Raw genomic sequence first — 23,932 nt, forward strand, 5'->3', positions numbered from 1 at the left:
AGCATGTCCATTCAAAGATGACATGAGGTTAAGGCCTGAAAGGAGCGAGTGGTATGTTCGATCATACAACCGTGTTATTAAAAGAAACTGTTGATGGGTTGAACATCGATCCTGATGGTGTATATGTGGACTGTACGTTAGGTGGTGCAGGCCATAGTGAATATTTAGTGCAACAATTATCTGATAAAGGCCGTTTAATTTGTTTCGATCAAGATATGACGGCTATCGAAAATGCGAAAATTCGATTAGCGCCTTATATTGAGCGCGTCACGTTTATTCATTCGAATTTCCGGTATTTAAAAGAAGAATTATTAGCTCATGGTTTTGAACAAGTGGATGGTATTTTATATGACTTAGGCGTATCTTCACCTCAGTTAGATACACCTGAGCGAGGCTTTAGCTATCACCATGATGCACCACTTGATATGCGCATGGATCAAACGGCAACACTTACAGCTTTTGAAGTTGTCAATCAATGGGCATATGAAGATTTAGTACGTATTTTTTTCCGTTATGGAGAAGAAAAGTTTTCAAAGCAAGTTGCTCGTAAAATTGAAGAGGCGCGTAAGTCAGCACCAATTGAAACAACTGGACAACTTGTAGAGCTTATTAAAGAGGGTATTCCAGCAGCGGCACGCCGAAAAGGTGGGCATCCAGCAAAGCGCATTTTCCAAGCAATAAGAATTGCTGTCAATGACGAGTTAGGCGCGGCAGAGGATTCATTAGTCGATGCGATTGATATGATAAACGTAGGTGGACGCATTAGTGTCATTACGTTCCATTCATTGGAGGACCGCCTATGCAAGACAATCTTTAAGGAAGCGTCATCATTACCGGAATTACCACCAAATTTACCAGTAATTCCAGATGACATGAAGCCAACTTTAAAGCTTATTTCACGAAAGCCAATTCTTCCTTCAGATGAAGAATTAGAAGTGAATAATCGGGCTCGTTCAGCAAAGCTTAGAGTGGTGGAGAAAATTAACGACAAAGGGCGTGAGTAAATGGCAGCCGTACGTGTAAGGCAACAGCACCAACATCAACAAGTGCAACAACCGATAACACCACCCAGTCCACAACCCACTATCATACGTCGTAAAAAAACGAACCAGAAGTTTGAGAAGACAATGCTAATTGTTTTAGTTAGCATTATTGCTGTATTAGGAGTCCTAGTATTAAATAAACAAGCAGCTATTCAAACGACAAGCATGGACATTCAAAAGATCGAATCAGAAGCAGATGAGATTGCAAAACAGAATGTTGACTTAACGGTTCGTGTAAGTGAACTTTCTACATACGATAACATATGGAAAAAAGCGAAAGAACTCGGTTTAACTCAAAATGAGAAAAATGTAAAGGTAGTGCCGGGAGAATGAAAAAAAAGAGATTTCGATTCCAATGGGGAGCCTTTCTATTAATGATTTTTTATGGAGGGCTCTTTTTTCTATTATTCACAAGAATGGTGAACATTCAGGCGACAGGGCAAGTAGAAGGACAGGAGCTTGCAGCAAGAGCAGCTGCTAAGTATGGTAAGGAAAGTGTTATCACAGCAAACCGAGGAAAGATTTATGACCAAAACGGTCAAGTGATTGCAGAAGATACGTTAAGCTATCGTCTAGTTGTTGTCGTAAGTGAAGCAGCTACAACAGATCCAAAGAAACCTAGGCATGTTGTAGATGCTGAAAAAACGGCTCAAGTTTTAGCAAAGTATATTCCGGCAATGCAAGGAAAAGAAGATGAAGTTCTTAAAAAGCTAAATAATCGCTATAGAAGCGATGGTAAACCATTATATCAAGTGGAGTTTGGGAGTTCTGGACGCGGTATTAGTCACGAGGTTATGAGTAAAATAAAGGAAGAAAAATTACCAGGGGTTCTATTTGTTAGTGATTTAAAACGTTATTATCCAAATGGTGTCTTTGCCTCCCATTTAATTGGCTATGCACTGAAAAAGGATAATGCGGACGGAACTGTTACTACAAAAGGCGAAATGGGCCTAGAGTATACGTATGATAAAGAACTGACAGGTGTTAACGGTAAAATTAAATACGAAACAGATGCTTTCAGTTATTTATTACCGAACAGCGAGAAAATGGTGACACCTGCTAAAGATGGGGACGACATTTATTTAACGCTCGATAAAACCATCCAAAGCTTTTTAGAGGAAGCAATGACAAAGGTTGAACAGGAATATAATCCTGAGTCCATGACGGCAGTTGTAGCAGATCCAAAGACTGGGAAAATATTAGCGATGTCTCAGCGTCCTACATTTAACCCAGAAACACGTGATAGTCAAAATATGAAATGGCTGAACGAGGTAATTGAAGAAACGATTGAGCCTGGTTCAACGATGAAAACATTTACACTTGCTTCGGCTATTGATACAAATACTTGGCCACCAAATGCTAAATTTCAGTCGGGTTCTTATACTATACTTGACCGTACTATTCGAGATCATAATCAAGTTGGTTGGGGGCGTATTACCTATTTAGAAGGATTTCAACGATCTTCGAATACAGCAATGGCAAACTTATTAAAAATAATTGGTGAAGATGTCTTTATTGAGTATTTAGATCGCTTTGGTTTCGGCCACAAAACCGGAATTGATTTACCGAATGAAGCGGCAGGTACAATATTATCTAAATACCCGATCCAACGAGTGACAACAACATATGGACAAGGGTCAACCGTAACACCAATCCAAATGATTCAAGCCATGACTGCTATTGCGAATGATGGTAAGATGATGCAGCCTTATGTGATTGATCGTATTGTTGATTCATCAACAGGGAAGGTTATTCAAAACCATGAACCTGTTGAAAAAGGACAACCAATTAAAGCGGATACAGCGAAACAAGTACGAGAAATCCTTGCCTCTACACTGACATCAGAATTTGGTACTGCTAAGGATTTTATTTTGGAGGATTATGAGGTTGCAGGGAAGACAGGGACAGCACAAATTCCGAGAGCAGATGGTACGTATGCTTGGGGTGCTAACCAATTCCTCTATTCATTTTTAGGAATGGCTCCTGTCGATGATCCTCAGCTCATCATGTATGTCTCAGTGAAAAAACCTAAGTTAAATAATGAGCTTGGATCAGTCCCAGTATCTAAAGTGTTTAATCCTGTTATGTTAAATAGCTTAAAGCACCTTAATATTAATCCAGGTGATGTACAGTATGTGGACAAGGTAGATATTAAGGATTATACAGGTAAAAATGCTGAGGCGATTGAGGTAGAGCTAGGGAATGATGGCTTAAAGCCTGTTATTGTTGGAAGCGGGGGCAAAATCATAGATCAATATCCGAAAGATACAAAACAATTAGTTAAAGGTAGTTATGTATTTTTGAAGACGGATGGAGATATCATATTGCCAGACTTTACAAATTGGTCATTGAGAAATTTACTTGTTTTCAAATCTATGACAGGGGTAGAGATGGAGATTTTCGGTGAAGGCTTTGTAGCGAGTCAAAGTGTGTCTCCAGGGACTACTATAACGGATAATTCACCGATTGTTGTTAAGCTCAAAACACCTGCTGAAAGCTTTGTACAAGATGTCGAGGCAGCTTCTGAGGGTGAAATTGAACAAGTAGAAGATGAATAATACTGAATAGAAGTCCACTTTATTTCATACGTTGTAAAAAACAAGGTGTGATGTCGAATGAAGTGGATTTCTATCCATTCTAAAAAGCGTTTACGTATTTTATATGTGTTGTTTATGTGTGCGGCAGTGGCGATAGTGATTAGGCTTTTCTTTTTGCAAGTGTTGGATCAGAAGGAACTGACAACGAAGGCAGAAGAGAACTGGGACCGAGAAATACCATTTGCTAATGAACGAGGGCATATTACTGATCGAGATGGTGAGAGTATTGTAACCAATAAGCTAGCACCAACATTATATTTTATGCCTTCCCAGAGTAAAGATATTGAAGGGGCGGCTGAAAAAATTGCGCAAGTTCTAGAAGTGGATAAAGAGAAACTTTTAGAGAAGATGAAGAAAAAAGCCTATTTAGTAAAGCTAGCGCCTGAGGGGAAAAATATTCCCTATGAAAAAGCGGTGGAATTACAAGGCTTACAAATTGAAGGACTATATAGTGGTGTCGACTACTCAAGAGACTATCCATATGGGACACTTTTATCTCGATTTTTAGGCTTTACAGGGTATGATGCACAAGGCTTAGCTGGTATCGAATATGAATATGATAAGTTTTTGCAGGCTAATTCATCTGCAATTCGCCTATTTACCGATGCAAAGGGCAATAATTTACCGAATGTCGCGAGTGCTTGGAAGGCTGGCGAAGATGGGGCAACTATTGAGCTAACGATCGATGTCGATGTCCAACAGGTCGTTGAACGTGAATTGTCACAGGCTATGGACCGCTATGAAGCGGACCAAGCATTGGCTATTGCTATGAATCCAAATAATGGAGAAATCTTAGCGTTAGCCTCCTATCCAACCTTTAATCCAGCTGAGTATCAATTAGTCGAGCCTGCGATTTATAATCGAAATTTACCTGTGTGGATGACATATGAGCCAGGTTCTACTTTTAAAATTATTACTCTTAGCGCTGCATTGGAAGAAAACTTAGTGGATTTAGAGCATGATACATTTTATGATCCAGGGTATACGATGGTCGCTGGAGCAAGACTTCGTTGTTGGAAGCGTGAAGGGCATGGACATGAAACTTTTTTAGAAGTTGTGGAGAATTCCTGTAACCCAGGCTTTATTGAATTAGGGCAGCGGTTAGGTAATGAGCGACTATTGCAATATATTAAAGATTTTGGCTTTGGTCAAAAGACTGGTTCCAATATTGCTGGTGAAGCTTCAGGAATATTATTTTCTAAGGAAGCCTTCGGACCTGTTGAACAGGCAACAACCTCATTTGGGCAAGGGGTAGCGGTAACTCCAATTCAGCAAGTTCAAGCGGTAGCAGCAGCAATAAATGGAGGCAAGCTTTATACGCCTTATGTTGTGAAAAAAGTATTTAATCCTAATACAGGGGAAGTCATACAGGAAACTAAACCAGTTGTCAAAAATCAGGTGATTCGTGAGGAGACTTCTGCAAAGGTTCGAGGCGCATTGGAGTCTGTTGTAGCGAATGGTTCAGGTCGACAAGCCTTCCGGGATGGTTTACGAATTGGCGGTAAAACAGGAACAGCACAAAAGGTTGAAAACGGCCGTTACAAAAGTGGTGAATATATCGTTTCATTTATTGGCTTTGCGCCAGCTGACAATCCGCAAATTGTCGTCTATGTAGCAGTCGACAACCCTAAAAAGACGACGCAGTTTGGTGGCGTTGTAGCAGCTCCTATTGTTGGGCAAATTATTGAGGATGTTGCACCGTTTATAGGTATTGAAAAATCGAAGGAACAGCTCGAGAAGGATTATCGTTATGGGGATCCAATTACTGTGAAGGTACCGAATTTTATCGGGCAAACAAAGGATGATATTGCCAAGCAGTTTTATCCATTCCGTATAGAATGGCATGGAGAAGGGACTAAAATTGGTAACCAGTTACCTGAAGTGGATAGTGTTATCAAACAAGATGGTACCATTCATTTATATTTGGAGAACTGAAATAACTTTACCTTTAAAAAATGGGAAAGAACCACTATTATTATGAAGGGTAGTAATAAATAAATGAAAGTTTATGCTTTTTTCCTAACGAAGAAAGTGAAACAAGATTTAAAGGAGATTTTTCAATGAAACTCGCAACAACACTTACCATTTTAGCTCTTGCTTTTATAGTAACAGTTATCCTGGCACCAATTAGTATTCCACTTCTTCGACGCCTAAAGTTTGGGCAAAGTATTCGTGAAGAGGGACCAAAATCACATATGAAAAAAGCTGGTACACCAACAATGGGCGGTATAATTTTCTTAATTTCTATCGTCCTAACAACTGTTGGTGTAGGAAGCTTTTTAGATTTATTAACGACACAGACCGTAGTACTTTTACTAGTATTAGCAGGATTTGGCTTAATAGGTTTACTGGATGATGGTTTGAAGGTTGTATTTAAAAGGAATTTAGGGTTAACCTCTCTTCAAAAATTAATTGGTCAAATAGTTATCGCCATCCTTGCATATTTTCTACTGCATGTTGGATCGTTTGATACAACACTTGCTATTCCATTTACAAATTGGACAGTTGATCTTGGTGTCTTCTATGTTGCCTTTTTAATTTTTTGGTTAGTAGGCTTCTCCAATGCGGTGAATTTAACAGATGGTTTAGATGGACTAGTGGCAGGAACTGCATCGATTGCTTTTGCGGCATTTGGCGTTATTGCACTTTTCCAAAGCCAAGCTGATATTGCTTTATTTGCCTTTGCTGTTACAGGAGCATTATTAGGGTTTTTATTATTTAATGCGAATCCAGCAAAAGTATTTATGGGTGATACGGGTTCATTAGCATTAGGTGGGGCGTTAGCTATGGTATCGGTATTAGTAAAAGAAGAGTTTTTACTTTTACTAGTTGGTTTGGTATTTGTCATCGAAACATTATCCGTTATTTTACAGGTAGGAAGCTTTAAACTGCGTAAAAAGCGTATTTTTAAGATGAGTCCAATCCATCACCATTTTGAATTATCAGGTTGGTCAGAGTGGAAAGTAGTGCTTGTCTTCTGGTCAACTGCCCTAGCAGTAGCATTGATTGCAGTCTTATCGGAGGCGTTTTAATGAAAAACTATACAGATTTACAACATAAAAAAGTACTTGTGTTAGGCCTAGCAAAAAGTGGTGTGGCCGCTGCAGAAATTTTACATGAGCTTGGCGCCTTTGTCACAGTCAATGATTCCAAACCATTTGATGAAAGCCCGGATGCTCAGGGCCTATTACAAAAGGGGATTACCGTGATTTGTGGCCGTCATCCTGAGGATTTACTGGATGAAGGTTTTGAATTAGTCGTTAAAAACCCAGGTATTCCTTATAGTAATCGCATTGTAGAGGATGCTCTACATCGCGATATTCCTGTGTGGACGGAGATTGAACTTGCTTATTTAATCAGTGATGCACCATTTATAGGTATTACCGGTTCGAATGGTAAAACAACGACGACTACTTTAATATTCGATATGTTGAACAACGGAAGTAAAAATCCTTTAATTGCAGGGAATATCGGTACAGTTGCTTGTGGGGTCGCTAAAGAAGCTAATGAAGATGACATTATTGTAACGGAGCTGTCATCGTTCCAATTGATGGGGACTAAAACATTTAAGCCTAAAATCTCTATTTTAACAAACCTTTATGATGCCCATCTTGACTATCATGGAACATTTGATAATTATGCGGAAGCGAAGTTTGCTGTGACGCGTAATCAAGATGAAAGTGATTACTTTATTTATAATGCTGATCAACCAATTGTAGTTGGATATGCAGCGCAATCGAATGCGCAAAAAATTCCATTCAGTTCAAATGGACGTACTGTCAATGGAATCAGCGCAGATGATACAACGATATATTGGCAAGGGGAACCTTATATGGACCGGGCGAATATCGCGCTGCCTGGTAAGCATAATTTAGAGAACATCCTAGCAGCAGTGGCAGCCTGTATTTTAGTTGGCTGTGACAAAGAGAAAATGGAAGAGGTTTTAGCAACATTTGGTGGTGTGAGACACCGTACTCAATTCGTACGCGAATGGAATGGTCGGAAGATTTATAATGACTCCAAAGCAACAAACTGTTTAGCAACAAAAAGTGCTTTAGACGCATTCCAAGCGCCGGTTATTTTGCTAGCAGGTGGTTTAGATCGAGGACACTCTTTTGAGGAGCTTCGATCAAGTATGAATCATGTGAAAGGTGTTGTCGCATTCGGAGAAACTGGACTACGTTTTGTTGAATTTGCAAAATCATGTGGTGTCCAACAAACAGTTATCGCTCAAAATGTGGAAGACGCTGTACACTATGCAGCACCGATGTCAGCGGAGGGAGATATTATTTTATTATCTCCAGCATGTGCAAGCTGGGATCAATATGACAGCTTTGAAATACGCGGAGATGTTTTTATTGATGCTGTAATGAAGCTGTAATGAGCCTGTAACTATTTTAGAATATACTTGACTTGGAAGGATGGCATTACTGAGAGGGAAAGAAAGTTACTTATTGCTCGTCACAACTTTGATGCTATCAGTAATCGGCATTATTTTCGTCTATTCTGCGGGGACTTATTGGAGTGCCATTCATTATAGTGGAAAAATGCCGTTTTATATGAAGCAAAGCGTATACTTTGTGGTAGCTATAATTGTATTTTTAATCACGATTCGATTAAATATTTTGAGAGAGCAGTCCTTTTGGAAAATGGCCTATATATTTTCGTTAATTTTACTTGTCCTAGTGTTAATACCTGGTATTGGGCTAGTGCGAAATGGTTCGCAAAGCTGGATAGGGGTTGGTCCATTGACAATCCAGCCAGCGGAGCTAACGAAAATAACTGTCATTGTTTACCTGAGTCATATTTTAGCGCAGCATAAAACAGGGACGCCCGTTGTTAATTGGCGCCATGCTTTAATCCTATTAATCCCTGTTGCATTGATTATGTTGCAGCCTGACTTCGGTTCAGTATTTATTCTTGTTGTTGCTGTATTTTTATTGTTTTTTGTCGCTGGGTACCCGTTAAAACTATATGCCATGATTATGTTGGTTGGTATAGCGGGACTAGTAGGATTAATTGCAACTGCACCATATCGACTAAAGCGAATAGAAGCATTCCTCGATCCATGGGCTGATCCCTTAGTAAGTGGGTTCCAAGCTGTGCAATCACTAATGGCGATTGGTCCTGCCGGAATTTTTGGTCATGGTTTTGGACAAAGTCGGCAAAAGTTTCTATATTTGCCTGAGCCACAAAATGACTTTATTTACGCTATTATTTTGGAAGAAGTCGGCTTGATTGGTGGTCTCTTTATTTTAGCACTATTCGTACTGACAATTTATGCGGGCTATAGATTTGCTGTACAGGCTAAAAACCGAACATCCTATTATGCGATTATAGGGCTAGTCACAATGCTGATGGTGCAAGCGTTTCTTAATATAGCTGTAGTAATAGGTTTAGTACCTGTAACCGGTGTTACATTGCCTTTTATTAGCTATGGAGGAACATCTTTAGTCACAATGTGGTTAATAATAGGTATTATTTATCAATTAGCGAAATAAATATAAAGGAGGAGTACTTTTTGGAGAAAGTAATTGATATAGAAGATCGTATACCTACGCTAAAAAAGCGACGAAAAAAGCGTACAAATCGTAAATTTATCGTGCTAATATTACTTTTCTTTATTGTGTTAGCGGTACTCCTTTATTTTCAATCTCCTTACAGTAACATCAATAAAATAACAGTCAATGGTGCGAAGCTGGTAGATAATGAACATTATGTGGAGACAAGTACCCTTGCGCTAGGTAAATCAATGTGGGGGTTTAAAATAGAAGACGTGGAGAATCTTCTGTTAAAGGATAAATGGGTAAAAGAAGCACATGTTAAACGTAACTGGCTTCGAGGCGTAACGATAGATGTGAAAGAATGGAAAAAAGTTGCGTATTTGGCTGGGGACGGAACCTATTATCCGTTGCTTGAAAATGGTGAACGTTTTGAGCAAAAGGGCAATGATACTCCAATTGATGCACCTGTTTTTATTGGTATTACTGGTGAAAAAACAATTAAAAAACTAGTTGCACAGTTAGCACAATTAAAACCAGAAGTATTAGCTTTAATTTCTCAGGTTAACACGAATAGTAATGATACAAATCCGAACGCGGTAAAGCTTTATATGAATGATGGCTATGAGGTACGAGCTATTATTCAGACGCTTGCGGATAAGTTAAATTATTACCCCTCTATTGTTGCACAAATTGCAAATTTAGAAAAAGGTGTGATTGATTTAGAGGTCGGTTCCTATTATCGTCCTTTTAACGAGGAGTACAACAAAATAAGCATCGACATGGAAGCTAATGAAGATGGGGAAATGGTTGACCAGGAAGTGACAGAAGATGAACAACAAGAAGAATAGCAAAGGGAGTTTTTTTTCTAGAAAACAATTTGAATTATTGATTGTTTGTGTGACAACAGGGTTTATCATCGGCTATTCATATAATCAGGCAAAAGATAACCGCGAAGCAGGTACAATTAGTTCAGAGCTTTTTGAGCAAGAAGATTCTTATCGTGAGGAATTGATCACTCAGCAAGAACGCAATAAAGAGCTAACGGAAGAGTTAAATAGCCTACAGGAACAAATTCGGAAGTATGAGAAATCATTTGCTTCTGATGAGAAGGACTATAAGAAGCTTGTTGAACAAGCGGAGGATTTACGGCTCTTACTTGGTGAGTTGAAGAGTGATGGAAAAGGAATACGGATTACTCTCCAAGATGGTGATTATGATCCAAAATCTTTGAATCCGAATGATTATATCGTTCATGAAAGCCATGTTTTTAAATTGTTGAATGAATTGAAAATTTCAGGTGCCCAAGCCATCGCTATTAATGGGCAACGTGTCTTGGCCAATTCCTATATCCGATGTAATGGTCCCGTCATAACTATTGATGGCACACAGCATCCCGCTCCTTTTGTCATAGAAGCTGTAGGAGATTCTGATACTTTAATGGCTTCTTTAAATTTAAATGGCGGTGTCGTTGATCAATTATTAAATGACAATATTGTGGTGTCTTTAGAAGAACATCAAAAACTTACAATGCCAAGAGTAAAAGTAGAAAGTTAAGGACAAGTCCTAGTTCATGTTTAAAGTCTAATTTCAGCCTCCATAGAAGTTTTACATTGACTTCTGAGGGGCATACGATACGTCTAGGAGGGGCTATTTTGCGAAGAAATATGTACACCCGAATAACGATCGTGCTATTTATTATCGGTTTGATGATAGCGGTACAATACAATACCATACAAAAACCAGCAGAGCGAGATACACGAGATATTTGGGCAATAAGAGAGGAATTAGCACAAGAAAAGCAAAGGCATTCCGCATTACTGGCAGAAATTCGCTCACTTCATGAAGTAGTGGATCGCTATGAGCAATCTGAAAAGGTAAATCAGCAAGCAGCTTTACATGAAACATTGAATCGTTTAAAGCAACAGGCTGGACTAACAGAAGTGATAGGGCCTGGTGTCATACTTCGGATTGAACCAGCACCTGAATTAATGGAGATGGGCTATGACATTAAAGAAATATCGCCCGATTTATTAACTCAATTATTAAATACGCTGTTTAAAAACGATGCAACAAGTGTTTCAATAGATGGCAATCGTGTTGTTCAAACAACAGCCATTCGGGACATTAATGGGAAGACAACGGTGAATAGTGTACCATTGTCGTCACCTAAATTTGATATATATGTTGGGACAAGCGATTATAAAGCAGCTCAAAAAATGTATAATTCGCTTCAAGCCTCGACGTTTATAGATTCATTTTATTTAGATAATTATAATTTAGTAATTGAAGAGCCAATAGATCAATTACAAATTCCAGCATTTGATCAGCCATTGACAAATGATTACTTAACAGAGGTAAAAAAAGGAGATTAATTTATGTGGCTACCATTTTTAGGTTTGATATTTGGACTTGCCCTTGGCTTGTTAACAAATATACAAATCCCCTCTATGTATGAAAATTATCTGTCAATAGCAGTTTTAGCAGCTTTAGATACATTATTTGGTGGTATCCGTGCTCAATTACAGCAAGTGTACGACGATAAAGTTTTTGTATCAGGATTCTTTTTTAATATAGTTCTCGCAGCAGGGTTAGCGTTTATAGGTGTGAATTTAGGAATAGATTTGTATTTAGCGGCCATTTTCGCTTTCGGAGTACGTTTATTCCAAAATATTGCAATAATTAGGCGTATATTACTAACTCGCTTGGATGAGAAACGTCACAAGAAAGAAAAAACTTCCATAGATTAAGAGAAAAATTGACCAAAATACTCGATTTGCTTAGACATTATGCCAAATTTACAATAGAATGAAAATAAGAGCATTTTTCAAGGAGGTGCAGCGAATTGAATCAGCAAGATTTATACATTTCACTTGATATTGGTTCCTCCTCTATCAAGGTATTAATAGGTGAAATGAGTGACGGACAATTACATGTAATTGGCGTCGGAAATGTAAAATCGAATGGGGTTCGAAAAGGAGCAATTGTTGACATTGATGCAACAGTTCAATCTATTCGAAAAGCAATAGAACAAGCCGAACGAATGACAGGTTATCAAATTCACGAAGTCGTTCTAGGCGTTCCTGCTAACCAAACGATGTTACAGCTAGTTAAAGGTGTTGTCGCTGTAAATAGTGAAAACAGAGAAATTACAGATGATGATTTAGACAGAGTGGTAGAATCTGCACAAGTCATGTCAATACCTCCTGAACGTGAATTAGTTAACATCATTCCAAGACAGTTTATTGTGGACAATCTTGATGAAATTAAAGATCCTCGTGGTATGATTGGCATCCGTTTAGAAATGGATGCAACAATGATAACGACATCCAAAACGCTTTTACACAATGTTCTTCGCTGTGTTGAGCGTGCAGGTTTAAGTATACGAGAAATATATTTGCAACCATTAGCATCAGGCTACTTTGCATTAACTGAAGATGAGAAAAACCAAGGAACTGCCTTTGTAGACATAGGAGGCGGCTCTACTACAATCGCGGTATTTGAAGAGGGATTGTTAACGCATACAGGCGTCCTACCAGTTGGTGGTGATCATATAACGAAAGATATTTCCATCGTTTTAAAGACACCAACAGAACAGGCTGAAAATATCAAACACCAATTTGGACATGCCTTTTATGATGATGCATCTGACGATGAAATCTTTGAAGTACCGATTGTAGGAACAGATTCTACTGATCAATATAGCCAACGCTATATCTCAGAAATTATTGGCGCTCGCCTAGAAGAATTACTAGAATTAGTGATTGACGAGTTAGCACGTCTAGGTGTTAGAGATTTACCTGGTGGCGTTGTTTTAACTGGTGGTGTTGCTAAACTTGAAGGTATTGCCCAGTTAGCACGTCAAATTCTACAAACGCGTGTAAGAATTTATACACCCGATTATATTGGCGTTAGAGAGCCTTCATTTGCAACGGCGGTTGGACTAATTCGTTACGCCTATTTAGAAGATGATTTTTACGGTAAAAGTACGAATACGCAACCTATTGAATATGCAGCTGTAGGAGCTCAAGCAGCTATGCCTAAAAAGCAAGAGTATTCTGCACCTTCAGAACCAAAAGAAAGCGTAATCGGGAGAGCAAAAAAATTATTTGATAAGTTTTTTGATTAACTAGAATGCGTAATGATTGATACAGAGTCGAGTTACCGTGGGAGGAAAAAGAGATGTTAGAATTTGATACAAATGTAGATGAACTTGCAGTAATAAAGGTCATAGGTGTTGGTGGCGGCGGTAACAACGCTGTCAATCGAATGATAGAACATGGTGTACAAGGTGTTGACTTTATCGCAGTTAACACAGATTCACAAGCATTGAATTTATCAAAGGCGGAGGTTAGGCTTCAAATTGGTGCTAAACTGACGCGTGGATTAGGTGCAGGTGCTAATCCAGAAGTAGGAAAAAAAGCGGCTGAAGAAAGTCGTGAGCAATTAGAAGAAGTTCTACGTGGCGCAGACATGGTATTCGTCACTGCCGGTATGGGTGGAGGAACTGGTACTGGTGCAGCGCCAGTAATTGCACAAATTGCTCGTGAGTTAGGAGCACTAACAGTAGGTGTTGTGACACGTCCATTTACGTTTGAAGGACGTAAACGTCAAACACAGGCTATCGGCGGAATTGGTGGTATGAAAGAAGCCGTGGATACGCTAATTGTTATCCCGAACGACAAGCTATTACAAATTGTCGATAAATCAACACCAATGTTAGAAGCTTTCAGAGAAGCGGATAACGTACTTCGTCAAGGTGTCCAAGGTATTTCTGATTTAATCGCAACGCCTGGTCTTATTAACTTAGACTTTGCAGACGTGAAAACAATTATGTCAAACAAAGGCTCAGCATTAATGGGTATCGGTATTGCTACTGGTGAAAACCGTGCTTCAGAAGCAGCAAAGAAAGCCATTTCGAGTCCTTTACTAGAATCATCTATCGATGGTGCTAAAGGTGTTCTTATGAATATTACAGGTGGCTCTAATCTTAGCTTATTTGAAGTACAAGAAGCAGCAGATATTGTAGCTTCTGCATCTGATGAAGAAGTAAATATGATTTTCGGTTCTGTCATTAATGAAAACCTAAAAGATGAAATCATTGTGACAGTTATCGCAACAGGCTTCTCGGAAGAAGCTTTACAACAACAACGTCATACAGTTAAACCGTCACTTAATATGAATAGACAATCTGCTCCACAACAACAAGCACCAATTCGTGAACAACGACAAGAAATGCATGTTCAACAAGAGCAGCCACGTCAAAATCAGCAACATTATGCACAGGATGACATGCTTGAGGTCCCAGCATTTTTACGTAATCGCAAAAATCGTGGTTAATTGAAATAAAACAACTTCTAAAAAGCTCGTATTTTACATATGTAAAATACGAGCTTTTTATATTTGTTGTCGAGATGTTCATTTGTGTAAGGAAACCATGTATTTTGTCAAAACATTTTAAGGAAATGATGCGATTGTTTGACAATATTTGTGGGTGTAACGTGCTAACTTTGTAAGTAGGAGGCGGCTGTTATGTATGGAGAATGGCTGGTGCTCATTAATACGCTTTTCAATCTAGCGATACTCACGTTTACGGCAAGAGTAACAGGGGTTTTGGTCAAGAATTCAAGATTATTAATGAGTTCGTTTTGTAGTAGTTTAGTAGCTGTAATTGGCGGTCAAATGCTGTGGACAACGGTTCTTAGTTTTATATTACTCATAGGTATAGCTTTTCGCTTTAAGATTCGGAGCTTCCAAAAGCAAGGACCGATCGTTTTAACAGCAACGATCGTTATCGGCGGATTGTTAACAGCACTACAACCTTTTTTTAAAAATCTTTCTGCCACCCATTTTATAATGATTTGTTTTGTACTCGCAGTTTTAAATCTCGTTGCATTCTATAAGCAATGGGGGTTTGTGAAGCTAGAGCGTTTAAGTGGACAATTTGTATTTGAAACAACTTTAAAAATCTTTGGTTCTCTAATACCACTTTCAGCTTTTGTGGATACAGGCAACCAAGCAATTGAGCCACTTTCAGGTAAGCCCGTTCATTTCGTCTCATATACAGCTTTAAGTCCACATTTACCTGCGGATTTCCGCAAATCATTAGTAGAATGGCAAGAAACAGATCCGTACAATGTATCTATGTTTTCAGAAGATTATCAGCGTTATATACGATTTATTCATATCAATACTGTACAGCAACAAACTGTTGTATTAGGTTTTCGCTTTGATGAATGGCTTATAAAGGGGGAGCCTTCACAGGTGAAATCGAATGAATATATCGTTTTAACAAAAAAAGCTAAAAATTTTCCACATAGCACAGCAGCAATTTTACATTTTTCAGCGCTTTCAAATAACTCATAGAGGGGGAGAACTATTGCTTCTTAGGCTACTTGCTAGCTTGAAAAAATTTTGGAGTAAGTTTCGTAGTCGTGAAACGTACTATATAGGGGGAAATGATTCATTGCCAGTGCCACTAAGTCGAGAAGAAGAAGTTACAGTCATTGCATCCTTTATGAAAGGTGATTTACGTGCTAGAGACACACTAATTGAACGTAATTTACGTCTTGTTGTTTATATTGCTAGACGTTTCGACAATACGGGGACGCCAATTGAAGATTTAATCAGCATTGGTTCTATCGGGTTAATAAAGGCGATTGAAACGTTCAATACAGATAAAAATATTAAGCTTGCAACTTACGCATCACGATGCATTGAAAATGAAATTTTAATGCACTTACGAAAAACTAGTCGTATGAAGGGTGAAGTGTCATTAGATGAACCATTAAACTCTGATGCAGATGGAAATGAATTATTACTATCAGATATTTTAGGTACAGAAGAGCACATTATTCTTGATAATGTGGAGAAAAAAATTGAACGTCAGCATATGTTCCATGCCATTAATTTATTAGGTGCACGTGAACGATATATTATGGAATGCCGTTTTGGTCTCAATGGGAAAGTGGAAATGACGCAAAAAGAAGTGGCAGATCATTTAGGGATATCACAATCCTATATTTCCCGCTTAGAAAAGAAAATTATTCAAGATTTACGTGAAAATTTAAATCAACCAATTTCTTAGAAAGGGAAAATTAACCTACCTAAAATTGGTCATAGCTTTTGTGCATATTCTTGTTTCTCTCGGACAAACTGATGTCACGGTTTAGTCAGAGAATAACATCCGGAGGAATCGAATATGCGAACAAAAGTAGATCTTTGCGGCTTAGATACATCGACTTTGCCAATTTTAAAGCACGAGGAAATGAAGGAACTCTTCATTCGTTTACAAGCTGGTGAAACTGAAATCAGAGAAGAGCTTGTCATGTGCAATTTAAGGTTAGTGCTAAGTATTGTTGGTAGATTTGCCTATAGAGGTGAACAGGCAGATGATTTATTTCAAGTAGGCTGTATTGGCCTCATGAAAGCCATAGATCATTTTGATTTAAAGCATAATGTAAGATTTTCAACATATGCTGTCCCAATGATCATTGGTGAAATTCGTCGCCATCTGCGTGATCATCATGCATTACGCGTATCTCGTTCTTTAAGAGATATTGCGTATAAGGCAATGCAAGCAAAAGAACAGTGGATAACCGAAAATTTGCGCGAACCAACGATTGAAGAAATTGCTGACATGATCGAGATGAAAAAAGAAGATGTTTTATTTGCTTTAGATGCCATTCAAGACCCTATGTCATTACAAGAGCCTATATATTCAGATGGAGGGGACGCTGTCTATATGATGGACCAATTACGTGATGATGATGTATCAGAAGATCAATGGGTTGCCTATGTGTCGGTAAAGGAAAGCTTGCAAAAACTAGATGAACGTCAGCAAATGATCGTGGCAAAACGTTTTTATTATGGTGAAACACAAACTGAGATTGCTAAGGAATTAGGGATTTCACAAGCACAAATTTCACGTCTTGAAAAAAATGCAATTGAAACAATGCAAAAAGATTACAAATAAAAAAATGCGCATCGAATTATTCGGTGCGCATTTTATCTTCATTCAATGAACGATTGATACATAAATATAAAGAGACAGCAAAGTTTGATGATAGAGAAAAATAATTTAGATGAAAGAGTAATGGATAGAGGAGGTTTTTCATTGCGGTTCTCATTATTACAACAAAAAGAAGTAATTGAAGCAGGAAATGGACGATTTATAGGATTTGTGGTAGATGCTGAGGTATCAAAAGAAACGGGCTATGTAACAGCATTTTTAATTGCCGAGCCCCGAAAATATCTTGGTTTTTTTAAAGGAGAAGAATCTGTAAGAAAAGTGTATATGAAGGATGTGCTTGTCGTTGGCAAGGATGTCATTTTGGTAAAGGCACTTTCCTAAAAGGCTGACATAGGTCAGGCTATTCATTGATAAATCAAGCATTGCTTGTTACAATAAGAGAAACTAATGTTGTAAAGTTGGGAAAAACAGTGACAAAAATTTTAGCAAATTTAAACAAACTAAATGATTTAATAGCAGCAGCAGAAACAAGAGTCAATCGTGAAGCCAATAATGTTCAAATAATAGCTGTGACGAAAGAGGTTTCTGTAGAAAGAACCCAAGAAGCAATCGCAGCTGGATTGACTCATTTAGGAGAAAACCGACCTGAAGGTTTAAATCGTAAACTATCTGCGATTCAAGCTCATGTCAATTGGCATTATATCGGGTCCCTACAAACACGTAAAGTAAAACAAGTGATTAACAGCATTGATTATTTACATTCATTAGATCGTTTGAGTTTAGCAGAAGAAATTGAAAAAAGAGCAGTAAAACCTGTAAAATGTTTTATACAAGTAAATGTTTCAGGGGAAGAATCAAAACATGGTTTAAGCATGGAAGAAGTTTTACCTTTTGTAGAATCATTGAAAAGTTTTACAAAAGTCGAAGTTGTCGGTTTGATGACAATGGCACCAAACACAGAAGACGAAGCACTTATTCGTACTGTATTTAAGCAATTAAAACAATGTCAACAGCAAATAGCCGAGCAAGGATTCGCACACGCACCTTGTACCGAGTTATCAATGGGCATGTCTAATGACTTTGAAATTGCGGTAGAGGAAGGGGCTACTTTTGTTCGAGTCGGAACGGCTCTTGTTGGAAATGAAAGAGGGGAACAGGATGAGCATGAAAAATAAAATTAAAAACTTCTTTTACCTTGAAGAAGAACTAGAAGAAGAAATCACGCAAGCTCCTATTCAGCAGCAACAACCCGTACAACAACAGCAACCGATTCATTCAGTAAAGCCTAAAAAAACAATTAAAGAACGTAAGGCATCGATCCATGAAATTGTGCCACAAAGTACAGCTACTCCTAATAATATTGTCAGCCTACAAGCTGCGATGAGTTCCAAAGGTGCAAAAGTTGTCTTAATAGAGCCTAGAGTCTATGCAGAAGCACAAGATATCGCGGAACATTTAAAAAATAAACGTGCAGCTATCGTCAATTTACAACGTATTGAGCGAGAGCAAGGTAAACGCATTATTGATTTTTTAAGTGGCACAGTTTATGCTCTTGCAGGGGATATACAACGTATCGGAAAAGATATTTTCCTTTGCACTCCAGACAATGTAGAAGTGACTGGTGAAATTACAAACTTTATTTTAGACGATAATTAATAGCGAGGATTGTAGTTTATATGACTTTTTTTATAATACTTGGTTATGTATCATTAGCATTTAGGATTTATTCATTTATGCTAATTGCATATATCTTAATGTCTTGGGTGCCTGCCGCTCAAAATTCAGCCATTGGACGAATGCTTGAAAAAGTGTGTGAGCCTTATTTGGGGATATTCCGAAAGTTTATCCCACCGCTTGGTATGATTGATATTTCACCAATTGTGGCAATCTTTATGCTGAATTTTATTGAAAGAGGACTTGTGATAGTCATTCAGAAATTATTTCTTATGTTCGTATAAATATAAAATCCTCACGTTTTAGTGGGGGTTTTTTATTTATATAGAAAATAGAAGAAAAGCAGACGTCGCGAATTTTATAGTGACTATTCGAGTGAACTCGAAAAAAATTTAATGCCATGATGTCAAAGTACCAATGATTGGGAATACTATGTTTATCCAATCATTGAAGTAAATAGGAACGATGAAAGAGGAGACAACGAGATGGAGCACTTGATTCAGCATTTTCGGAAAGATGAGCAACCTTTTATTGAACAGGTAATAAGCTGGCAGCGGGAGGTAGAGGATCGCTATGCACCTAAGCTGACTGATTTTCTTGATCCAAGACAGCGCTTTATAGTGACATCTATTATTGGACAGGATGACTCAATGAATACATTATGTGCGGGACTATTTAATGAGGCGGAGAGACAACGTATGCTCATTTATCCAGCCTACTATGAGCCTACTGATAAAGACTTTCAACTGACAGCTTTTACACTTCAGTATCCCGTTAAATTTGTACAATTACGCCATCCAGATGTTTTAGGAGCCTTGTTATCGTTAGGGTTAAATCGAAATAAATTCGGTGATATTCGCGTGAGTGAGCATCAAATCCAATTTGTCGTTGCACGAGAAGTGGCAGAATATGTCCGTTTACATTTAACGGGCATTGGTAAAGTAAAGGTACATGTCGAATCCCTTAAAGAACAGGAGCCTCTTCTTATTAATGAAGATGAATGGCTGGAGGAAGCTCACACGGTTACCTCCATGCGATTAGATGTTATTATGGCAACCGTTTTAAAAGTGTCTCGTCAAAAAGCACAGGCTTTAATTACTGGTAAAAAAGTGCGTGTAAATTGGACAGAGCGTGATGCCGTTGCTTTTGAATTACAAGAAGGCGATATTTTATCGATAAGAGGGAGCGGTCGTATAAAAATAATTATGACAGAAGGCCGTACAAAAAAAGATAAAATCCGTCTACAAGTCGGTCGATTGGCCCAAAAAAGCTAAAAGAAAAGTAAATTTCATTAATTTATACTGCTAAGTTGTCGGAAGAATTGTATAATAGGAAATACGAATGTAAACGAAAAGGAGAGAAGGATAGTATGCCATTATCACCTATTGATATACATAATAAGGAGTTTACAAAAGCTTTCAGAGGATATGCTGAAGATGAAGTAAATGAATTTTTAGATCAAATCATTAAAGACTATGAAATTTTGCTGCGCGAAAAAAAAGAGGTTGATAAGCAACTAGAAATGGCCTTAGAACAAGCGAGGCATTTTAGCACTTTAGAAGAAACTTTACAAAAATCTATTGTGGTTGCACAAGAAGCTGCAGATGAAGTACGTAGAAATTCTCAAAAAGAGGCAAAGCTTATTGTCAAAGAAGCAGAGAAAAATGCTGATCGAATCGTTAATGATGCTTTAACGAAAGCACGTAAGGTTACAATTGAAATTGATGAGCTTAAAAAACAATCTAAGGTGTTCCGTAATCGTTTCAAAATGCTTGTTGAAGCCCAGCTTGATTTATTAAATGCAGACGATTGGGATCATTTGCTTCAGTATGATATCGATTTAACAGAAATTCAAGCTTCTGTAGATGAAGCGCAAGAAGCAGAAGATATGTAACTCGCCTTTTCGTGGAGAGGATCAAATTTAAATGAAACTTGACGCGATTGTTTGAATTTCATATACTTTGTAATAGCAATTATTTTGTACAGACATATGCATAGAAGCAGAGACGAAGACAGTATTTGTTAGGCGTGGTGAAGCGATTTGGGGATAGTGGAAGCCCAAACAAGCAACTAACAATGAACATCACTTCTGAGCTAAATAACTGAAAAAAGTAAGTTATTTCGTGATGCACGACGTTAATGTGCTTGAAAGAGGTAGTGCAATCTATTGGATTGTGCTACAAGTAGGGTGGTACCGCGAGTAGAAGCTTCTCGTCCCTTAGTGGATGAGGGCTTTTTTTATTTGTCCGCGAATTGTTTCAGAAAAGTTAGCCCATAACTGTCGTATGAGAAGAGTGTCGATATGCTTGATGTTAAATAAAGGAGGATTTTTTTATGGTGGAATACAAAGATACTTTATTAATGCCAAAAACGGATTTCCCAATGCGTGGAAATTTACCAGCAAATGAACCAAAAATGCAAGATAAATGGAATGAGATGGATATTAACAAATTACAGATGGAGCGTACAGAAGGTCGTCCTGAATATGTACTTCATGATGGCCCTCCGTATGCAAATGGTGATATTCATATTGGACATGCATTGAATAAAGTATTAAAGGATATGATTACACGTCATCGTTCAATGACTGGTTACCATGTTAATTATATTCCTGGCTGGGATACGCATGGTCTTCCTATCGAACAAGCATTGACAAATAAAGGTGTCAAACGTAAAGAAATGTCAGTAGCAGCTTTCCGTCAACTTTGTGAAGAATATGCATATGAGCAAATTGACAATCAACGAAATCAATTCCGTCGTTTAGGGATCCGTGGTAATTGGGAAAATCCGTATATTACATTGAAACCTGAGTTTGAAGCTCGTCAAATTGAAGTATTCGGAAAGATGGCGGAAAAAGGATATATTTATAAAGGTTTAAAACCAGTATATTGGTCACCGTCTTCTGAATCTGCTCTTGCTGAAGCAGAAATTGAATATAAAGATATTAAATCGCCTTCCATTTATGTAAGCTTTGCTATTAAAGATGCAAAAGGTGTTGTACCAGCAGATGCTAAATTTGTTATTTGGACAACAACTCCTTGGACATTACCAGCAAACTTAGGGATTTCTTTAAATCCTGAGTTCGTTTATGTTGTCGTTGCAGTAGCAAATAAAAAATTCATCATTGCAAAAGATTTATTAGAAACTGTGGCAACTGCTCTAGAATGGGAAGCATATGAAGTTGTTCAAGAAGTGAAGGGTGAAGCATTAGATCGTATTGTCGCTCAACATCCTTTCTATGATCGTGATTCACTTGTAATGGTAGGGGAACATGTTACTGCTGACGCAGGTACTGGCTGTGTTCACACAGCTCCAGGACACGGGGAAGACGATTATCATATTAGTAAGCAATATGGCTTAGACATTCTTAGCCCACTTGATAACAGTGGCTGCTATACGGATGAAGCACCTGGGTTTGAGGGAGTCTTTTATAATGATGCCAATAAACTAGTGACAGAAAAGCTAAAAGAAGTAGATGCATTAGAAAGTCTTGGTTTCATTTCACACTCATACCCACATGATTGGCGTACAAAAAAACCAGTTATTTATCGTGCCACACCGCAATGGTTTGCGTCTGTTGAAGCGTTCCGTGGTGAGCTATTAGAGGCTGTTAAAGCAACTGCATTTACACCAGCTTGGGGAGAAACACGTCTTTACAATATGATTCGTGACCGTGGAGATTGGGTAATTTCTCGTCAGCGTGCTTGGGGTGTACCAATTCCAATTTTCTACGCTGAAAATGGTGAACCAATTATTACACCTGAAACAATTAGTCATATCTCAGCACTATTCCGTGAACATGGCTCAAATATTTGGTTCCAAAAAATAGCAAAAGAGTTGTTACCAGAAGGCTTTACACATCCGGGTAGCCCGAACGGTGAATTTACAAAAGAAAATGATATTATGGACGTATGGTTCGACTCAGGTTCTTCACACCAAGGTGTACTTGTAGAACGTGGCATGAAATACCCTGCTGATCTATATTTAGAAGGCTCTGACCAACACCGTGGATGGTTTAACTCTTCTCTTATTACATCAGTAGCTATAAACGGCTTTGCACCATATAAAGGACTTTTAACGCATGGTTTCGTTCTTGATGGTGAAGGTCGTAAAATGAGTAAATCATTAGGGAATGTCATCATTCCACAAAAGGTAATGGATCAATATGGAGCAGATATTCTTCGTCTATGGGTTGCTTCTGTAGACTATACTGCTGACGTGCGAATTTCTATGGATATGTTGAAGCAAGTATCAGAAGTATATCGTAAAATTCGTAACACTTTCCGTTTCCTACACGGCAATATTGCTGATTTCGATCCAACAAAAGATCGTGTAGCCTACGCAGAGCTTCGTGAAATGGATCAATATGTGTATATGCGTTTACAGGATGTCCTAAAAACTGTACGTGCTGCATATGATCGTTATGATTTCGCTGCTGTTTATCATGTTGTGAATAATTTTGTAGCAGTAGAGTTATCTTCATTCTATTTAGATATTGCAAAAGATGTAGTTTACATCGAAGGTTCAGACAACAAAGATCGACGAGCAATGCAAACAGTTATTTACGATACATTAATGACTTTAGTTAAAATTATGACACCGATCATCCCTCATACTACAGATGAAATGTGGTCATACTTACATGCTCAAGGTATCGTAGAGGAAGCTTCTGTTCAATTAACGGACTTCCCAGTGGAAGATGTACAAGCTAATTTTGAAAATCTTCGTGCAAAATGGGAAAAAATCATTGATGTACGTGATGATATTTTAAAAGCATTGGAAGAAGCTCGTAATGCTAAAACGATTGGTAAGTCTCTTGAAGCAAAAGTAACAGTATATGCAAAAGAAGATATTGTAGCATTATTGAACGATGCAAACATTGATTTTGCACAACTATCTATCGTTTCTGCTTTTGAGGTAGCTACAATTGAAGAAGCACCAGCAGATGCTTTGGTACTTGAACATGTATCCATTGTTGTTGAAAAGGCTACAGGTGAGAAGTGTGAACGTTGCTGGTCTATTTCGGAAACAGTTGGTGCAAATGAGGCACATCCGACAGTTTGTGCTCGCTGTGCAGAAGTAGTAGAAAAATATTACGCGTAATTGGAATCAGTGAATAATAAGAATCTGCATTCTATGTAGCTT

At 38.1% G+C, this 23,932-nt stretch carries 23 protein-coding genes and 1 other annotated feature; all 23 genes read left to right on the forward strand.

From position 1 onward, the window contains the following. Window positions 1-53 precede the first annotated feature (53 nt). The 23 genes from rsmH to ileS all read left to right on the forward strand — a co-directional run bounded on the left by rsmH (window position 54) and on the right by ileS (window position 23,890). Window positions 54-1,004, forward strand: coding sequence for a 16S rRNA (cytosine(1402)-N(4))-methyltransferase RsmH (gene rsmH / locus KVT27_RS01725; RefSeq protein ID WP_036123772.1), 951 nt, complete (start codon window positions 54-56; stop codon window positions 1,002-1,004). After that, window positions 1,005-1,376: a cell division protein FtsL gene (ftsL2, locus tag KVT27_RS01730; RefSeq protein ID WP_008173890.1), complete on the forward strand. Its 372-nt coding sequence runs from the start codon at window positions 1,005-1,007 to the stop codon at window positions 1,374-1,376. After that, window positions 1,373-3,601, forward strand: a complete 2,229-nt coding sequence (locus tag KVT27_RS01735; RefSeq protein ID WP_217580561.1) for a penicillin-binding protein — start codon at window positions 1,373-1,375, stop codon at window positions 3,599-3,601. The genes ftsL2 and KVT27_RS01735 overlap by 4 nt, the downstream gene beginning before the upstream one ends. Window positions 3,602-3,658: 57 nt before the next feature. Next, entirely contained in the window at window positions 3,659-5,575 is a 1,917-nt protein-coding gene (locus KVT27_RS01740; RefSeq protein WP_036147364.1) for a stage V sporulation protein D, read from the forward strand. A 125-nt stretch (window positions 5,576-5,700) separates the two neighbouring features. Continuing rightward, window positions 5,701-6,672, forward strand: coding sequence for a phospho-N-acetylmuramoyl-pentapeptide-transferase (gene mraY / locus KVT27_RS01745; protein ID WP_036123778.1), 972 nt, complete (start codon window positions 5,701-5,703; stop codon window positions 6,670-6,672). After that, window positions 6,672-8,021 (forward strand): UDP-N-acetylmuramoyl-L-alanine--D-glutamate ligase, encoded by a 1,350-nt coding sequence (murD, locus tag KVT27_RS01750; protein ID WP_150908050.1) that lies wholly within the window; start codon window positions 6,672-6,674, stop codon window positions 8,019-8,021. The genes mraY and murD overlap by 1 nt, the downstream gene beginning before the upstream one ends. Before the next feature lie 40 nt (window positions 8,022-8,061). Next, window positions 8,062-9,141 (forward strand): putative lipid II flippase FtsW, encoded by a 1,080-nt coding sequence (gene ftsW / locus KVT27_RS01755; RefSeq protein WP_008173880.1) that lies wholly within the window; start codon window positions 8,062-8,064, stop codon window positions 9,139-9,141. 20 nt (window positions 9,142-9,161) lie between these two features. Next, on the forward strand, window positions 9,162-9,992 hold the full coding sequence (locus KVT27_RS01760; protein WP_008173878.1) for a cell division protein FtsQ/DivIB: 831 nt from the start codon (window positions 9,162-9,164) through the stop codon (window positions 9,990-9,992). Next, window positions 9,973-10,698: a DUF881 domain-containing protein gene (locus KVT27_RS01765; protein WP_036123782.1), complete on the forward strand. Its 726-nt coding sequence runs from the start codon at window positions 9,973-9,975 to the stop codon at window positions 10,696-10,698. Before KVT27_RS01760 ends, KVT27_RS01765 begins: the two co-directional genes overlap by 20 nt. Window positions 10,699-10,796: 98 nt before the next feature. Continuing rightward, entirely contained in the window at window positions 10,797-11,516 is a 720-nt protein-coding gene (locus KVT27_RS01770) for a DUF881 domain-containing protein (protein WP_254636033.1), read from the forward strand. Window positions 11,517-11,519: 3 nt separating this feature from the next. Continuing rightward, window positions 11,520-11,891, forward strand: coding sequence for a small basic family protein (locus KVT27_RS01775; RefSeq protein ID WP_008173872.1), 372 nt, complete (start codon window positions 11,520-11,522; stop codon window positions 11,889-11,891). Between the two features lie 95 nt (window positions 11,892-11,986). Continuing rightward, window positions 11,987-13,270: a cell division protein FtsA gene (gene ftsA, locus KVT27_RS01780; protein WP_036123788.1), complete on the forward strand. Its 1,284-nt coding sequence runs from the start codon at window positions 11,987-11,989 to the stop codon at window positions 13,268-13,270. Window positions 13,271-13,323: 53 nt separating this feature from the next. Further along, the gene (gene ftsZ / locus KVT27_RS01785; protein ID WP_025113849.1) at window positions 13,324-14,481 is read left to right on the forward strand and encodes a cell division protein FtsZ; all 1,158 of its coding nucleotides are present in this window, start codon (window positions 13,324-13,326) and stop codon (window positions 14,479-14,481) included. Window positions 14,482-14,673: 192 nt separating this feature from the next. After that, window positions 14,674-15,507, forward strand: coding sequence for a sigma-E processing peptidase SpoIIGA (locus KVT27_RS01790; RefSeq protein ID WP_036123791.1), 834 nt, complete (start codon window positions 14,674-14,676; stop codon window positions 15,505-15,507). A gap of 13 nt (window positions 15,508-15,520) precedes the next feature. Beyond that, the gene (gene sigE / locus KVT27_RS01795; protein WP_025113851.1) at window positions 15,521-16,228 is read left to right on the forward strand and encodes an RNA polymerase sporulation sigma factor SigE; all 708 of its coding nucleotides are present in this window, start codon (window positions 15,521-15,523) and stop codon (window positions 16,226-16,228) included. Window positions 16,229-16,342: 114 nt separating this feature from the next. Further along, window positions 16,343-17,116 carry an RNA polymerase sporulation sigma factor SigG gene (sigG, locus tag KVT27_RS01800; RefSeq protein WP_025113852.1) on the forward strand — a complete coding sequence of 258 codons (774 nt, stop codon included), beginning with the start codon at window positions 16,343-16,345 and terminating at the stop codon, window positions 17,114-17,116. A gap of 141 nt (window positions 17,117-17,257) precedes the next feature. Next, window positions 17,258-17,494, forward strand: coding sequence for a PRC-barrel domain-containing protein (locus KVT27_RS01805; RefSeq protein WP_025113853.1), 237 nt, complete (start codon window positions 17,258-17,260; stop codon window positions 17,492-17,494). Window positions 17,495-17,583: 89 nt separating this feature from the next. After that, a complete protein-coding gene (locus tag KVT27_RS01810) occupies window positions 17,584-18,288 on the forward strand; it encodes a YggS family pyridoxal phosphate-dependent enzyme (protein ID WP_036127677.1) in 705 nt (234 codons plus the stop codon). Continuing rightward, a complete protein-coding gene (locus KVT27_RS01815) occupies window positions 18,272-18,769 on the forward strand; it encodes a cell division protein SepF (protein ID WP_031418927.1) in 498 nt (165 codons plus the stop codon). Before KVT27_RS01810 ends, KVT27_RS01815 begins: the two co-directional genes overlap by 17 nt. Before the next feature lie 20 nt (window positions 18,770-18,789). Beyond that, a complete protein-coding gene (locus tag KVT27_RS01820) occupies window positions 18,790-19,071 on the forward strand; it encodes a YggT family protein (RefSeq protein ID WP_008173852.1) in 282 nt (93 codons plus the stop codon). A 201-nt stretch (window positions 19,072-19,272) separates the two neighbouring features. Then, on the forward strand, window positions 19,273-20,061 hold the full coding sequence (locus KVT27_RS01825; RefSeq protein ID WP_217580563.1) for a YlmH family RNA-binding protein: 789 nt from the start codon (window positions 19,273-19,275) through the stop codon (window positions 20,059-20,061). Window positions 20,062-20,156: 95 nt separating this feature from the next. Then, window positions 20,157-20,681 (forward strand): DivIVA domain-containing protein, encoded by a 525-nt coding sequence (locus KVT27_RS01830; protein ID WP_036123797.1) that lies wholly within the window; start codon window positions 20,157-20,159, stop codon window positions 20,679-20,681. A 100-nt stretch (window positions 20,682-20,781) separates the two neighbouring features. After that, window positions 20,782-21,009 (forward strand) — a binding site (T-box leader). Window positions 21,010-21,121: 112 nt separating this feature from the next. Continuing rightward, a complete protein-coding gene (ileS, locus tag KVT27_RS01835; RefSeq protein ID WP_254636034.1) occupies window positions 21,122-23,890 on the forward strand; it encodes an isoleucine--tRNA ligase in 2,769 nt (922 codons plus the stop codon). The last annotated feature ends 42 nt before the right edge of the window (window positions 23,891-23,932 follow it).

Source organism: Lysinibacillus sp. GbtcB16 (genome assembly GCF_019091145.1).
GTDB classification, from domain to species: Bacteria; Bacillota; Bacilli; order Bacillales_A; family Planococcaceae; genus Lysinibacillus; species Lysinibacillus fusiformis.